At 45.9% G+C, this 14,766-nt stretch carries 14 protein-coding genes and 1 pseudogene; 8 read left to right on the top strand and 7 right to left on the bottom strand.

Features of this window, described 5'->3' with window-relative positions:
• Positions 1–41: 41 nt before the first annotated feature.
• Positions 42–389, bottom strand: coding sequence for a hypothetical protein (locus ACO6VG_RS18145; RefSeq protein ID WP_422475043.1), 348 nt, complete (start codon positions 387–389; stop codon positions 42–44).
• Positions 390–455: 66 nt separating this feature from the next.
• Here ACO6VG_RS18145 and ACO6VG_RS18140 point away from each other — a divergent pair.
• The 4 genes and pseudogenes from ACO6VG_RS18140 to ACO6VG_RS18125 all read left to right on the top strand — a co-directional run bounded on the left by ACO6VG_RS18140 (position 456) and on the right by ACO6VG_RS18125 (position 4,358).
• Positions 456–2,090: pseudogene (locus ACO6VG_RS18140) on the top strand (IS1634 family transposase).
• Positions 2,091–2,261: 171 nt separating this feature from the next.
• Positions 2,262–2,522 carry a pyocin activator PrtN family protein gene (locus ACO6VG_RS18135; RefSeq protein ID WP_422133605.1) on the top strand — a complete coding sequence of 87 codons (261 nt, stop codon included), beginning with the start codon at positions 2,262–2,264 and terminating at the stop codon, positions 2,520–2,522.
• Positions 2,523–2,637: 115 nt separating this feature from the next.
• Entirely contained in the window at positions 2,638–3,414 is a 777-nt protein-coding gene (locus ACO6VG_RS18130; RefSeq protein ID WP_422475041.1) for a type IV toxin-antitoxin system AbiEi family antitoxin domain-containing protein, read from the top strand.
• A gap of 17 nt (positions 3,415–3,431) precedes the next feature.
• Positions 3,432–4,358: a nucleotidyl transferase AbiEii/AbiGii toxin family protein gene (locus tag ACO6VG_RS18125; protein ID WP_422133603.1), complete on the top strand. Its 927-nt coding sequence runs from the start codon at positions 3,432–3,434 to the stop codon at positions 4,356–4,358.
• Positions 4,359–4,398: 40 nt separating this feature from the next.
• Here ACO6VG_RS18125 and ACO6VG_RS18120 read toward each other — a convergent pair whose 3' ends face one another.
• The 6 genes from ACO6VG_RS18120 to ACO6VG_RS18095 all read right to left on the bottom strand — a co-directional run bounded on the left by ACO6VG_RS18120 (position 4,399) and on the right by ACO6VG_RS18095 (position 11,297).
• A complete protein-coding gene (locus ACO6VG_RS18120; RefSeq protein ID WP_422475039.1) occupies positions 4,399–5,580 on the bottom strand; it encodes a tyrosine-type recombinase/integrase in 1,182 nt (393 codons plus the stop codon).
• Between the two features lie 722 nt (positions 5,581–6,302).
• Positions 6,303–7,580: an AAA family ATPase gene (locus ACO6VG_RS18115; protein WP_422475037.1), complete on the bottom strand. Its 1,278-nt coding sequence runs from the start codon at positions 7,578–7,580 to the stop codon at positions 6,303–6,305.
• Between the two features lie 574 nt (positions 7,581–8,154).
• Positions 8,155–8,814, bottom strand: coding sequence for a transposase (locus ACO6VG_RS18110; protein WP_422133599.1), 660 nt, complete (start codon positions 8,812–8,814; stop codon positions 8,155–8,157).
• Positions 8,815–8,862: 48 nt separating this feature from the next.
• Positions 8,863–10,176 carry a group II intron reverse transcriptase/maturase gene (gene ltrA / locus ACO6VG_RS18105; RefSeq protein WP_422411757.1) on the bottom strand — a complete coding sequence of 438 codons (1,314 nt, stop codon included), beginning with the start codon at positions 10,174–10,176 and terminating at the stop codon, positions 8,863–8,865.
• A gap of 148 nt (positions 10,177–10,324) precedes the next feature.
• The gene (locus ACO6VG_RS18100; protein ID WP_422133597.1) at positions 10,325–10,462 is read right to left on the bottom strand and encodes a hypothetical protein; all 138 of its coding nucleotides are present in this window, start codon (positions 10,460–10,462) and stop codon (positions 10,325–10,327) included.
• A 277-nt stretch (positions 10,463–10,739) separates the two neighbouring features.
• The gene (locus ACO6VG_RS18095) at positions 10,740–11,297 is read right to left on the bottom strand and encodes a transposase (RefSeq protein WP_422475036.1); all 558 of its coding nucleotides are present in this window, start codon (positions 11,295–11,297) and stop codon (positions 10,740–10,742) included.
• Positions 11,298–11,496: 199 nt separating this feature from the next.
• On the opposite strand from ACO6VG_RS18095, the gene ACO6VG_RS18090 reads away from it, so the two are divergent.
• From ACO6VG_RS18090 to tnpC, 4 genes are all read left to right on the top strand, one after another.
• Complete coding sequence (locus tag ACO6VG_RS18090) at positions 11,497–11,856, top strand: hypothetical protein (RefSeq protein WP_422475034.1); 360 nt, start codon at positions 11,497–11,499, stop codon at positions 11,854–11,856.
• A 385-nt stretch (positions 11,857–12,241) separates the two neighbouring features.
• On the top strand, positions 12,242–12,550 hold the full coding sequence (tnpA, locus tag ACO6VG_RS18085) for an IS66 family insertion sequence element accessory protein TnpA (protein WP_422452199.1): 309 nt from the start codon (positions 12,242–12,244) through the stop codon (positions 12,548–12,550).
• Positions 12,551–12,552: 2 nt separating this feature from the next.
• Entirely contained in the window at positions 12,553–12,936 is a 384-nt protein-coding gene (gene tnpB, locus ACO6VG_RS18080) for an IS66 family insertion sequence element accessory protein TnpB (protein WP_422452200.1), read from the top strand.
• A 5-nt stretch (positions 12,937–12,941) separates the two neighbouring features.
• Entirely contained in the window at positions 12,942–14,492 is a 1,551-nt protein-coding gene (tnpC, locus tag ACO6VG_RS18075) for an IS66 family transposase (protein WP_422472703.1), read from the top strand.
• Positions 14,493–14,766 lie beyond the last annotated feature (274 nt).

Raw genomic sequence — 14,766 nt, 5'->3', positions numbered from 1 at the left:
CGCCACTCTACAGCAAAAAAGCAGTGAGTGGCGTTTTAGTTTCAGTGCAGCAGCCAGTCCCTGGTCAAAGCGAACAGAGAAGATTTCAGCTGATACAACTGCTCAATCATCAGGCTTTTTGGGAACAGCTCTTCTGGTAGCTGAATACTGATCCCCAGCCCCATAACATCTATCCCTGAGTACTCACAACGTTTCACCAGGTCAACCACCGCATCATAGTGGTCAATATCCGGTGCTCCATCAGTAATCATCAGAATCAAGCGCCTTTCGGCATTTGATAGACAAGTCTGATGCACTGCATACCACAACCCTGTGACCATGGGGGTTGAGTCATGGCTGTCCAGAGCAGAGAGTGTTCCTGCAATTCGTAGATTGGACCTGCCTTTCACCACCCCGATTGATATTTGCCTAAAATCTGTTGTCAAAGAAATAAACAGACATTCAGGTGCACCAACATGCCTCAAGCTCAATACCAGTCTAAGAACCTCAACCACCTTGGCTTGGTTGCCGCTATGTGTCGGGAGTTAAAGATAGCCGAATACATTGATGCCCGTATCACAAATGACTCCGATGTTCGTAATGTCACTATTGGACAAGCTGTAGTCGCAATGATCATCAATGGCTTGGGCTTTACGGGGCAAACTCTGTACATGCTCCCTGAGTTTTTTGAGGATAAGCCGATTGACCGCCTTATCGGGGAAGGTATATAGGCCGAACACTTGAACGACAAGGTACTTGGTCGGGCTCTCGACAGTTTGTACGACGCTGGTGTTAGCGACTTGTATCTCAATCTGGCCGTCAAGGTCGTCAATCATCTGAAACTTCCTTGCAAGGCATTAAATCTGGATGGCACCAGCTTTCATGTGGATGGAGTCTATAACAGTCATGACAATCCAGACGACTTAAATTGTATTCATATCTGCCAAGGTTACAGCCGTGACCACCGGCCTGACCTGAATCAGGTAGTCTTGCAGTTAATGACTGAAAATCAGGCGGGCATCCCTGTGTTTATGGCCCCTGCCAGCGGTAATGTAAACGACAAAACCTGTTTTCAGGAAATTATCAAAAATCATCTGTCATGTTTTAAGGCCGCTTTGAATAGCCGCTATCTGGTTGCTGATGCTGCCATGTATGTTGCAGAAACCCTTCAGTTGCTTGATGAGCAAAAGCAGCTGTTTATCTCCCGGGTGCCCCTGAACATCAAGGAGGCAAAGGAGCTGGTCTGCAAAGCGCCAACCGTGTCGCTGGTGCCTGTTGAAGGCTATGAAGATTACTACTCAGCTGAAGTGCCTTCCTGCTACGGAGGGGTTCAGCAACGATGGTTCCTGTTTCTCAACAAAAAGCGCGGGCTTAGTGAACGGAAAACATTGACCCGAAAGATGCAAAAGCAGTCACTGAAAGAGGCCCGTGATCTGGAGAAGCTGAGCAAAAAGGCCTTTTTGTGCCGGGACGATGCATTGAAGGCTTTTGCCTTGTGGCAGAAACAATCGAAACTTTGCCAAAGCGAAACAGAGCCAGAGGTTATCCGTAAACCCTGCTATTCGGGCAAAGGAAGACCATCGCCGGATAGCAAGCCTGATCACTTCGAGTACCTTGTGCAGGCTGAATGCTTTGTTTCCTGCGAGAAAAGGGAGCATGCAGAAGCCTCACTGGGTTGTTTTATCCTAAGCACGAATGAACTGGATAAAAATAGTTTGAATGCCTCTGAGCTGCTGTCTACTTATAAGTCGCAACAAAAAGTTGAAGGCGGCTTTCGGTTCCTGAAGAGCCCGGACTTTCTGGTCTCTTCGCTCTATCTGAAGAAAGCGGAACGTATTGAAGCCCTGTTAATGGTGATGACTCTATGCCTGATGGTCTACGCTGCTATCCAGCACAGAATCAGGCAGGAACTGAAAAAGCAAAGTCGTGTATTTCCAGACCAGAAAAAAAAGCCCTGCCAGAACCCAACAACAAGATGGGTATTTTTCTGTTTCCAGGGGCTTAGTGTATTAACGGTCAATAATCAGGAGGAACATGTGATTGGCTTGAAGGAAAGGCAGTGGACGATCATTCAAATTTTGGGCATTTTTTACGAGTCCATGTATTCCTGATAGGGGTGGTGAAAGGCGGCTATCAACAAGGCTGGATCAATAAAGATGACTTCCAGAAAACCAGAATCACCAATGAAACCTGGGATAAAGGTTTGCTAACTGAAAAAATAAATCTATTTAGCAAGCCTCACTTTAACCCTCACTAATACCCAATGTCATAGTCTGAATATTATGAATACTGAACTGATGCTCTTTGCCAAGTACGAGAAACCTTACGTCCGCCTCGAAGAGGTATGTGACGAGTTTTTTGGTTTATGTGAGAAAAAAGCTAAAGCAGCGGCAGCTTCCCAACAACTACCTGTACCGGTAGTGCGGCTGACTGAAAGTAGGAAGTCGCCGATGATGATTCGGTTGTCAGACTTGGCCAACTATCTTGATAATCGGCATCAAACCTATAGCAGTACTTGGGAAAAGGTTAGAGGAGTACGTTGATCAAAACAGCGCAGTTTATGATATTTAATATATTGACACCTTAGGTATTAATATCTGCATTTAGACAAACCTGTCTGTTTGGCATAAGATATAAATTAACACCTTGGGTATTAATATGTCATCTAAAATAAACTGGCTAATAAACCATACCTCTCCGGGCTCTCTGGTGCTCCAACAATGGCTGACGGAGAACGGTATACGTTATTCCCTAGCCCAGAAATATGCCAAAAGCGGCTGGTTGAAGAGACTCAGCTCTGGTGTCTACTATCGTCCGGAACCCAGTGGCAAGATCAAACCTGACTGGCCGGACGCATTGCAGGCTCTTACTCAACAGTTACAGTTGCCAATACACCTTGCAGGGCTTAGCAGTTTGACTCACCAGGGGCTTAGCCATTATCTGCAACTGAATTCAGAACAGGTCTGGGTTGGGACCAGAAGCAAGCAAATCCTGCCCAAATGGTTTCGGGAGTTTTCCGAACAGCCCTGGTTATATAGTGGTAACCAAAAGCTTTGTGAACTAACTGACAAAGATTTCACTACAGTAACCGTAAAAGGAAAGGAACTCAGAGCCAGTCGCCCGGAACTCGCAGCTTATGAAGTGGTCGATGCTATCGGGAAAAATATTCGTTTTGAACACGCCGCCAAATTATTTCAGGGTTTAGTTAACTTGAGCCCAAGAAAAGTGCAGTCACTTCTTAATCGCAGTAATGCTGTTCAGACCAACCGCATATTTCTCTTTCTGAGTGATTACTATGGCCATCAATGGTTTGGCCGTCTTGATGAATCTCAAATACAACTCGGTTCAGGTAAACGTCAAGTAGTGACTAACGGTCGATTCGACGAGCGTTACCAGATCACTGTTCCTCAATCTCTACACTACCCTGCATCGTAAAAGAAGATCAGACTAAAATGGACAAAAAATCCGTTTATTACCAACAGCTGTCCCTGTTGATCCAAATGCTGCCAGTTGTGGCAACCGAGCCTGTCTTCGCCCTGAAAGGCGGAACAGCCATCAATTTGTTTGTTCAGAATTTTCCTCGACTTTCTGTAGACATTGACCTTGCCTACCTTCCTCTCGAACCAAGGGATGAAGCACTGAAAAATGTTCGCTCAGCACTCGAACGTATAGCTGAGCGGATTAATACGCAGCCTTCAACCAGTGCAGTGCTTCAGGACAACCGACAAGACGAATTAAGAATTATTGTTACTACAGAATCCGCAACCATCAAAATCGAAGTCTCTCCTGTTGCCCGGGGTACACTGCATGACCCAGAGTTGCTGCCTGTGGTTGAGTCAGTAGAGGATGGATTTGGCTATGCTGAAATACCTGTTGTCAGTCAGGCCGATTTATATGGAGGAAAGCTTTGTGCTGCTATGGATCGCCAGCACCCACGAGACTTGTATGATGTACAGCGAATGCTAAATGCAGGTGGAATTTCCAGAGAGATATTTACTGGCTTTCTAACCTACACACTGAGCCATCCACGCCCCATACATGAAGTCATGTCACCACGCTGGAAAGAGTTGGAGCAAACGTTTTACGATGAGTTTGCCGGTATGACGAAAGAACCAGTGGAATTGAACGAACTAATAGAAACCCGTTCTCGTATGGTGGCAGCCTTGCAAGCTCACTTCACCGAGAGAGACCAGGATTTTCTATTATCTTTCAAACGAGGCAAGCCAGACTGGACACTGTTTGACGAGCCTTCTGCTGCAGAACTTCCGGCTATCCGCTGGAAGCTAAAGAATATTCAGCAGTTGTCAAAAAACAAAGACAAGCATCAGCAGCAGCTTGAAAAACTGGAGAATACACTGAAGCAGTGGCTACAGGTTTAGAAAATATGCACTGACCACAGCAGGCAGAACTTTAAGTTTCTTACTCCGTTCCCCATGAAAGCGACATCGAAGCCTTGAGCAACTGCCTGTTCACCAGCTCATTTTCAGCCCAGTAATTATTTTCTATTCTCTTGCACTGCCCCCATAAATCCGGTGGCTCTTTGTGCAAGAGGTGAGTATAGCGCCGCAGATGCTCCCAGGTTTTATGACCACTACGAAGTGCCACTTCAGGAATCGACATATTTTGCTCAAACAGCCTTGATACACCTTCGTGCCGAAAGGAATGAAACCGGATATCTGGAAACCCAAGCTCTTTCGTCCAATAGGAAAAGCGCACAGCGATAGATTTTGCCTTATAAGGAAATATCCGGTCTTCCCCCTCGAACTTTGGCTGCCTCTCAATAATTTCAAGACACTCAACAGGTATGGGCACTTTTTGATGGTTCCCGAATTTATTGTTGGGGTCTTTCCTGTCTTCAATGATCACAAGCCCATGCTCCATATCGAGCTGACTGTACTTGATGCTACAAACCTCTCCCTCACGAAAGGTGCTGTATATGCTGAACATCATGATGTGATGGTGAGGTATGGTTCCAGTTGGTTTGTTATAACCAGCCAGTAGTACCTGATATAGCTGAAGTATCTGTTCCTCAGTAGGCCGTATGTCGTGCCGTCGGGATTTTCCCACCAATCCGAGCTTCCAAAGCTCCTTCATCACTTCATCATTAATAAAACTCTTGAAGTAAATTCCTACCCTCTTTTGCCAGCTGACGGCACGCCTCAGTACAGAGACATATAAATGATTGGTCGATGGAGTAACCGTCTCCAGTCGTTCATCGAGGATTTTGATTAAATCCTGCTCGGTAATTTCATTTGACCTCTTCTCTGCCAGCCAGCTTTTCTCCCAAAATTTGATCGCCTGCATATCCCGATAGCTGATCTGCTTTTCTTCTGGCAGGGTACCCTGTTTTAGCCTGTAATGTTCAAGGTAAGATTTCAGGGTAATATCGCCGGTTCGAGACTGAGCCGCCTCGTACTTTGGTTCCTCTTTTTCCGCTTCTCTCAGCATTTCCTTTTCAACCTGTTTTGCCCAGGCACGTCCTGACGGCTTGTCCGGAAATGTCATCTGTTCTTTGGCTACGAAATGCTTTTTCATGACCTGAACGATGAACTTGTAAACAGTGCCTTTCTTCCGCTTTCGGGTGTCGCAATAGATACTCATCAGCATTACCTTTCAAGCAAGTTTTTGGGAGTAAATTTGGGAGTAAATGCTGATGAATTATAGGTGTTTCAAGGGGTTTTATAGTTCTCAACGGTAATCAGAATCGCAGTAAAACAAGAGGTTAGAGTGACAGGAAGGGGCGCTTAACTTGATGTGGTATGAGTTTCATGAGATGAATTTTGATAATGAAAACAAAGATTTAGAAGAATGATGTGAATTTTGGGGGCCAATTTCACTGGTCCCCAAGCTTAAAAAATCGGGTGTTATTGTGCCTGATGGTGGGCAAAAGGTTGCTTTCTGGAGGGCATTCCCTACCCGGTTTTGTTAACCCCGGAATGATAGAAGAATAGAAAAATCATAGAAAAATAGGATAGAAAAATCATCCTGAAAAATAGTGAAAAATAGGACATCCAAAAAAGAGAAACAGAAAAGGAAACAGTCTGACTGCTGTATCGTCCTAGGAGGCCGACCGAGAATAGCGCCCGTAGCGAGGACGGCAGAAAATTGAGGATGAAAATTCGGTTTTGTGAGGAGAATAGCGAGCTATTTGACGAACAAAAGCGGATTTTCAGACCAATTTGCTGCCGCCGCAGTAGGGCAGTCTATTCTCGGTCGGCCTCCTAGCAGAGGAAAATGCTAATAAACAAGCCGGGGAATGGGTCATGGTACCCCTTTTTGATGAGCTTTTGCCGGGAGCTTGAGGGTTCGCCCGTTGCAACTGATCAGCGGTATATGTCCTTCCAGGCATCTGATTCATGATAAGCTGACTGATACTGATAATCCTCCATAGCTGCTTTCAAATCAGCCACGGAAAACTCCATCAGCTGTTCAACATCTGCAGTAGGATGAGCAGAGTTTGCCCTTTGAGAAGTTTTAGAGTCCTCCTGTGGAGTCCCATTGTTACCGTCAAATTGTGCACCAAATTCTCTGGCGAGCCGACACTCTTGAGCAGATTGAACACTCTCAAAAAAGTTCCTGACACTTCTGGCATTAGCGAAATGTTCACCCTCTTGTTTTTTGATGTCTAATAATGTTTCTTTACAAATAGTGACGGCATCATCTGAGAGCTGATAACCGTTGTGATCACACATTTTCTGGAATATCTGGATTAACTGTTCATTTTTGTAATCATCAAAATGGATCTTTATTGGCACTCTGGATTTAAACCCCGGATTAGACTCAATCAATTGTTCCATCTGCTTATGATATCCAGCCAGGATGACTAATGTATTTATTTTAGGGTCTTCCAACATGACCAATATTTTTTCGATGGCTTCAGTGCCATAATCACGATCTGAACCGGGCTTGAAGAGACTGTATGCTTCATCGATGAACAGTACCCCGTTTTGTGCTGAATTAACCAGCGCCTCGGTTTTGATAGCCGTATGCCCAACATGTTCTCCAACCAGCCGGGATCGATCCGCTATAACGATTTTGTCTTCTTTTATTATTCCGAGTTCATACAAAATATTTGTTAACAGCCGAGAAGACATGGTTTTTCCTGTACCCGGATTACCTGTAAAGAGCATATGACCACGGGATAAATCCTTGCACTCCAGGCTGGCATTTCTCCGCATTTCTCGAACCATCATTTTTTGTTGTATTTTTTCGACGTGTCTTTTTAAGTTCTCTAAACCGACCATATTGTGCAACTTTTTGAGTGAGCCAGAGTCGACATGTTGTTGTCTTTCAAGTTGACCGCTTAACAGACGATATTCCGTGCGCAACCGGTTTATTTTTGGTTGAACGAAAAGTTTGTGGGTCAAGACACGAGTCAAGATCAGAGTACCTATTGATATAGCTACCGCTTTGCCTTCTCCAACATAGTTTCTGCTAATCTTCAATGCTTGCAGGCTAGTAGTAAGGCAAACTGTGCGAACAAGCCACTTTGAGACAGAAGTTTCACTGATTTCGTTTTCCAGTTTATCCAGCGTCTGCTCAAAATTCGGTGGTGAAACTGGTTTCAATCCATTACCACCCTGCCAGGTAATCGTGAACATAATTATCTCCTTTTGATACAGTATATTTATGCGAAGACCATGTTATCAATAAGGTCGGCCTTCGCATCATTTCCAGTTTAATTAATGTATACATAAGTGACAAGAATTGCAGTGACAATAATTACAATGACAAAGATTAATACACCTTCTAATTAACAGCCTGCGCAAAATCTTATTGAATTAATTAAATCGAATGACATTGACTGCATTATTTCTGACCATAGACCAGTGAGAAATCTCCTCTCGACAACCACATTGTTAGTTAAACAAACTAATTTGTTATGCCTATTGACATATTGAGCAGCACAGATGTCAGTTATGTGAGGATTTTTAGTCTTATGGTGTTGCAGTGCTATAACAGGGTGAGTCGTCCGGAAAAGGATCCAAACCGAATAGCGTGGTGTTTTATCCAAGCGGAGATTTTTGGATATCTGTTGACTGTCGAAAAGATGCAGAGCGCTCTATAGGGGGCTTTGTATTGGCAACGAATGATGTGGACGATAAGAAAAAATAGGACATCCACATTGAAAAAAAAGCAGGGAAAAACAGGACATCCATTAAAAAAAGAGCCTCGTCAGCAAAATCTGTGGGGCATTTCTGGTTCGGGCAGGTTGCCCAGTGCGTGATATAAAGCGATTTCTGCACATCTATAGGTTCTGAAACCATACGATTTTCTCGTAGTGAGTTTTATCTTGGTGTTCAGACCTTCCACAATTCCGCTGGAAAATGCTTTTTTTGCCCTGAACCAATTCAGGATCAGTGGTCTGTGTCGCCGAACAGTTTTAGCTACTTTCTTCATCGGTTCTATCTTTGACCGCATGACTCTTGTACACCACCGGTCCAGATACTTTCCTGCCCAGTGTGGTGATATGTAACTCCAGAACACTTGAAACTCCTCTCTGAGCAGATAGGCCCTGACACTTTTGAGATTATACTGAAGCACTGTATTTAACTTGATCTCTTCTTTCTCGGTCAGGTTTTCCTTCCGTTTCAGCAGACACCAACGGGTCTTTTTCAAAACAGGCTCATAGCCATCAGCCTGAAGCTGTTTGTGTTCTGATGCCCTGACCTCATCGATGGCCTTGTTCAGCATGGCCACAATGTGAAATCGATCCAGAATATGCAGCGCCTGATTGGCAAACTCGGCGATCGCCTTTACATAGGGCTTCCACATGTCAGAGCAGACATACCTCACCCGCTGTGTCCGAGTAGAAGAGGCCGTTGCCGACCTCAACCCTCGCAGACCCGGACGAGCGCAATTAACGCATCCGGTTCCTCACAATTATTGGTTCACTAGCCGACGACCATATGAATACCGATGATAGATTTTCGGCGGTGCCAAGGGGAAGCGATCCAGAAGCAGATTGAATTTCTCCCACGTGATATGGCTCTTCTGCGAACGCCGACTGAGCCACTTGTGCCAGATTTTCTTCACTCGATGTAGGATCGTACTTAACGCTTTGGCGTTGCCCGTTATTCCGAAGTATGCGTAGTGCCCCCGAAGCTTCCGGTTGAGCGCTATATATTGTTCACCCAATGACTTATGTCGGTATTTTTGACAGTATTGGTTGAACGACTTCAAAGTTCTGGCAATTCGCCCTTTTGCTGTTTTCTGGTAAACAACAGTATTCCCTCTACGGGAAGTTCCCCAGAAGTGGGTAAACCCGAGGAAGTCAAAGCTGACCGGATTGCCGTTGCGTTTGTTTTCTTTCCGGCAGTAAGGCCGAAAGTCAACGCATCGCGTTTTCTCCGGGTGCAGTGTAAGTCCAAAGCGTTCAAACCGCTTTGACAGCACTGCCTCAACCTTGTTGCAATCTTCATGAACCGAAAATACCATGACAAAGTCATCAGCAAATCTCGTCAGATTGCATCTTCCACGCATCCTTGGCTGGACTGTCTGAGTGAACCAGTTATCCAATACATAGTGAAGATAAATGTTGGCTAGTAGCGGTGAAATTACTCCGCCCTGTGGTGTTCCCTGCGTCGGGTAGACAAGCTCCCCAGACTCAAGAATACCTGCCTTCAACCATTTATCGATCAGTTTTCTTACTACGCCATCAGCCACTCGTCTGGCTAGAAACTGTCTTAGCTGACCATGGTCAATCGTATCGAAATACTTTTGTATGTCCACGTCCAGCACCCAGTAGGCACCATTTCTCATAATGTTTTCACGCAGACTACACAAGGCTTCATGTGACGACCTTTGTTTGCGAAAGCCAAAGGAGCCGTTATAGAAGTCTTGCTCGTAGATGGGTTCCAGTAGCATAACCACCGCTCTCTGAGCAATTTTGTCTTCGAAAGTGGGTATGCCCAAAGGCCGTTTCTGACCGTTTCCTTTATCGATGTAACTCCGCTTCACAGCGGGTGCTCGGTAGCGACCGGATTTGATACGATCCAACAGATTCAGGAGGTTATACTCCAGCTGTCGTTCATACATTTCAGCCGTCTGACCATCTACTCCTGTAGCGCCATCTTTACGGGTCAGTTGGTATGCCTGATAAAGCCACTGATAATCCATGTGATGATTGAGAGAAGTGAAAGCCATGGCCGGGTTGTCTCTGGCCAGTGTGGCTATCCGTTTCTGTTTCGTTGACACAAACACAGGTTTCTGAGCACCTCTTGTGTTTCCCACAAACGGGTCAATAACTATGATGTCCCCTTTCCTCGTCCGGGTCCTCCTGAGCAGAGTTCCCCGTTGTCATCAGTACTATGGGACACTAAGACTTCCAGTACCTACTGCCCGGTCACTTATGTATTCGCTTCCGGGTTCCTGCATGCTGCTTCATGTTTGCTTCATCGGGTTTAAAGCGATACCTGATGACCGGGTTCTGTTCAGCCATAGAACCAATGGCGATTACACCCAGGTCAATACTGGACCTCACAGGTTCCTGAGAAATCCATCCTGTACCTCTGCCCTGCTCTCCGATCCCGGTTAGGTTGATGTTGCCTTACCGTAGCGGCAAACCAATGCTGACCCCATTTCCTGAACAATGAAGTCCACCAACAATTGCAACATTTCGAGACTCAATCACATGGCTTTAGCACCCACTGTCTACGCTTCACAACCATCGTTACCGCTGGCTATGCAAGACTCGTTTCCGGCTGATGGTTAGTCTTTGCCGGGCAGGAGTTGAACCTGCTGGATTTCAATGAATGATTTCAGTTCATGGAACCTCCCACATTCTCAGGCTTCGCCTCATCCAACAACGCCTGACTTTTAAACCGCCCTTCCCAGAAGCGACCTTGGCAGCCATCTTCCTGGTTAGCCTCACGGGCAAGATATTCGTTCAGGCAACGCATGAACCAGCTGATATTCGTTAAACGATTTCGATACTCTTCAACAAATTCATCCAAACGAGCCAGTTCCGAATGACTCAACTGGTCAGCAGCAAGATATCTCTGAACCAGGAGCGGCCCTGTGAAAAGCCTTGTCCATCGACTCAAAATTTCATCTCGTGTCCACTCTCTGGCAGGCTTCTGATTGATATGCAAAACCACATGATGGTGATTCGACATAACCGCATAGGCGCAGACTTCTATAGAAAAGATTGAAACCAGTTCCCTGAGCTTATCTACAACCCACTGCCGACGGTGCTCATAGTTTTTGCCCGTTAAATGATCCTCTCCGCACAAATATGCTCTGCGTACGCATCGAGCTATAGAGTGATAATAAGGCGTGCAACCTGAGTCGATCAGAGAACTTCGCGCACGGGTCATAACCTCTCCTGCCGGAACTAAAAATCAGCGACAGGGAGCAAAATTAGACGAGCTGGCTTGTTTGTCAAATATAAGGATGTCCTATAATCACCCTATAATCATTACAATCATAGTGGCACACCAGTAACTGGCTATCTTAGAAGGATGATCTATAAAGAAGGTGTTTATAGGTAGTTTTTCATTTTAGGAAGGCATTTTGATGCATATGTTTAAAGCTACTGGAGTACTGCTACTAATTTTAGTTATATCTGTTAAAGCCAAATCTGACCCTCTGGAAATATACTCACACTACGGCTATGAAATAAATCCAACTCTTGTGTATTTGGTTATAAGCTATCCTTTCATTCACGGTCTTCTTGAGCATCTGTACGCGCTGTCAGATAACTTTATCTTTGCACTAATGCAGCTGGTTTACAGAAGTTCATCAGATGCTGTCGATGAAAGAAACATGATTAATATGGAAAGAAGGTTAGCCACTACATTAGATCGTAATAAAACTGTCAATTACTTCAAAGAGCGCTTATACAAAAATAAGTGGTGGGCTAAAAAAAAACTATAGCCACCTGAATCAGGTAGCTGGATGTCTCTACTCTCCAGCCCCCAAGCACATCGACATTCGGGTCCGCACCGGGGTAGGTTCATCGAGGATGGTTAAAGCTGATCCATAAGCCCTCCAGAGAAACAAGCCCAAGGTTTGCAAGACAAGAAAAGTGTCGTTCAATGCCTCGCTGTACAAGGTAGATGTCGCTTCGGCAATTCTACAGGCTATGGAAAATCTCAGAGAGCAGTACAGCCGTGTTGTTGATGGTTAAGCTTATGAGACTCCTGCCAATCAGGTGCAGCCAAAAGTCATCATTGAAGTAACCGCTCATTTGAGGACGTCTTCAAAAATCACAACCTGACTGCCAGCCTTTCCCCTGCAAACAACGCAGGAGATACCTAACGTGAAGCAACTGACAAAACCCTTTACCCGTCTCAACCCTGAGCAGTGGCAACAGATCATTGATCAGCAAATAGCCAGTGGCTTGAGCCAGAAAGCTTTTTGCCAAACTCAAAACATAAGCCTGGCAACATTCACAAACTGGAAGCGCAAACTCAGGGATAACGACAACACTGACTCCTTTGATATCGCTCAGGCTTCTGCCCCGGAATGGGTTGAAGTCCCAAACGGGCTGACTGAACCTCCAGCCAGCTTAAACTGGCAGTTGGAACTTGAGCTGCCCGGTGGTGTTATTCTTCGTATGCGTCGCTGATCATGTTTTTTCCAGAATCTCAGGTTCGGATCTGGCTCTACAACCGGCCCACCGACATGCGTAAATCCTACGACGGCCTGTCTGCCCTGGTGAGAAACAAACTTGAAGAAGACCCACTCAGCGGCCAGCTGTTTGTCTTCATCAACCGCAAACAAACCCAGTGCAAGGTGCTGTATTTTGATCGCAGTGGATACTGTATCTGGAGCAAACGACTGGAACAGGGTCAGTTTCATACTCATGCAGGCAAATCCATCAAGCAAACAATGGCGTGGACAGATCTGAAGCTCATCCTTGAAGGCATTGATACCCGCTGCGTTCAGCAATATAAACGCTACAAACATCAACCGTCCCGTTACACAAAAGGAGAGTCAAAGGTCTATCTTTAACCGCCATGAAATTACCTGTTTCGACCCCCGGCACCACTGACCAGGACCTGCTCCAGCAGATCCTGGTCTTGCTGTCGGAGCGTGATCAGGAAATAGCTTCTCTTAAACATCAGCTGGCCTGGTTTAAACATCAGCTATTTGGTGAAAAATCCGAAAAGCGCCTGATTGAGAATCCGGACCAGCTGGCGCTGGGAGAAATCCTTCAGGACAAGCCTGAAGAGCAGGAAACTCCCACAGAAACCATCACTTACGAACGGCGGAAAAAGAATCGCCCTGAAGACTGTGTGACCGATCAGGGGCTGCGCTTTACTGAAGATGTACCGGTTGAACTCATCCCGATGCCTGCTGCAGAAATGAAGGGTGAAGACGCAGACCAGTACGAAATCATTGACTACAAGTACACCTATCGGCTGGCGCAGCGCCCTGCCAGCTATGTCATCCTGAAATATCAGCGCGAAGTCGTTCGCCATAAGCCCAGCCAGACGCTAACAACGGTAGCCGCACCATCAGGATTATTTGATCGCAGCTTTGCCGATGTCAGCTTTATCGCAGGTCTGCTGGTAGAGAAGTACCGCTTTCACGCACCGCTTTACCGCCAGCATCAGAAACTTGAGTCCAGTGGTATTACTATCAGCCGTGGAACCCTGACACATCTTGAGCAGCGTGCCGGGCACTTACTCAAACCCATCGCTGACGAAGTGCTCAACAGCTGTCTGGAAAGTCGTGTCCTCACTCTGGATGAAACGCCCGGAAAAGCGGGCCGTAAAAGCAAGGGCAAGATGCAAAGAGGCTACTTCTGGTGTTTTTACGGAGACCAGAATGAGATAGCTTTTACTTTCTCCACCACTCGTTCTGGCAGGGTCGTAGAACCTTATCTGAAAGAGTATAAGGGGGTCTTGCTGACCGATGGTTATTCGGAATACGACCGCCTGTGCATGAAATACCCCAAAATCATCCATGCCCAGTGCTGGACACATAGCAGGAGATACTTCGTTAAGTCACAAGAGGTCGAGCCAGAAGCCGCAAAAGAGGCGCTGGACTGCATAGGTGCGATCTATCAAGTCGAAGACGAAATCCGCAAAGCTGAGCTGCAAGGCGAAGCAAAGCGGGAATACCGCCAACAGAATGGCAAGCCACTGGTTGATCAGTTCTTTAACTGGCATGAAGAACAACTTCGTCGCCTGAATCTGGTGAAAAGCAACCCATTGAGCAAGGCTCTTGGCTACGTGAACAAACGGGAAAAAGAGCTACGGCTTTATCTGGATAATCCGGATGTCGCCATTGATACGAATCACCTGGAGCGAAGTCTCAGGTGTATCCCGATGGGGAGAAAAAACTGGCTTTTTTGCTGGACAGAAGAAGGAGCAGACAATGTTGCCGTGTTCCAGACGTTAATCGTCAGTTGTCTTCTTGCAGGCATTGATCCATACAAGTACTTCGTCGATGTGCTTCAGCGCATCAGTTACCATCCGGCTCGAGATATCCGGGAGCTAATCCCACGAATCTGGAAAGAGAAATTCGGGGCCAATCCGTTAAAATCCGATCTCGATAAGTAGGGGGAGTCTATACCCTGCTTGAACGCTTACTCATTGAAGACTTTTGGCTGCGGCCATTTTTTTGAACCACCAAGGGTGTTCTTGTCTGTTGAATGGCGATCGCTGATGAGAGAGCTCCTGGTGGATGTGCCTGCAGATACGTCGATTTCAGCAAATACTCTGAGCTCTTTTATGCAGTTGGATTTAGCTAAGTAGAATTCTGAATATGAGCTAGTACATTGGATGTTCCACATATGCTTGTAACATTGGATGTCCCACATATGTCTGTTGGATG

The sequence above is a fragment of the Endozoicomonas sp. ALB032 genome (assembly GCF_049310125.1).
Classification (GTDB): domain Bacteria; phylum Pseudomonadota; class Gammaproteobacteria; order Pseudomonadales; family Endozoicomonadaceae; genus Endozoicomonas_A.
Note: the sequence above shows the minus strand (reverse complement) of the source record. Positions and strands in the feature narration are given on the sequence as shown.

Coding starts and splice junctions, on each gene's coding strand:
- ACO6VG_RS18135 (WP_422133605.1), top strand. CDS start 2,262: ATGAATACTGAACTGATGCTCTTTGCCAAGTACGAGAAACCTTACGTC.
- ACO6VG_RS18130 (WP_422475041.1), top strand. CDS start 2,638: ATGTCATCTAAAATAAACTGGCTAATAAACCATACCTCTCCGGGCTCT.
- ACO6VG_RS18125 (WP_422133603.1), top strand. CDS start 3,432: ATGGACAAAAAATCCGTTTATTACCAACAGCTGTCCCTGTTGATCCAA.
- ACO6VG_RS18120 (WP_422475039.1), bottom strand. CDS start 5,580: ATGAGTATCTATTGCGACACCCGAAAGCGGAAGAAAGGCACTGTTTAC.
- ACO6VG_RS18115 (WP_422475037.1), bottom strand. CDS start 7,580: ATGTTCACGATTACCTGGCAGGGTGGTAATGGATTGAAACCAGTTTCA.
- ACO6VG_RS18095 (WP_422475036.1), bottom strand. CDS start 11,297: ATGACCCGTGCGCGAAGTTCTCTGATCGACTCAGGTTGCACGCCTTAT.
- ACO6VG_RS18090 (WP_422475034.1), top strand. CDS start 11,497: ATGCATATGTTTAAAGCTACTGGAGTACTGCTACTAATTTTAGTTATA.
- tnpB (WP_422452200.1), top strand. CDS start 12,553: ATGTTTTTTCCAGAATCTCAGGTTCGGATCTGGCTCTACAACCGGCCC.
- tnpC (WP_422472703.1), top strand. CDS start 12,942: ATGAAATTACCTGTTTCGACCCCCGGCACCACTGACCAGGACCTGCTC.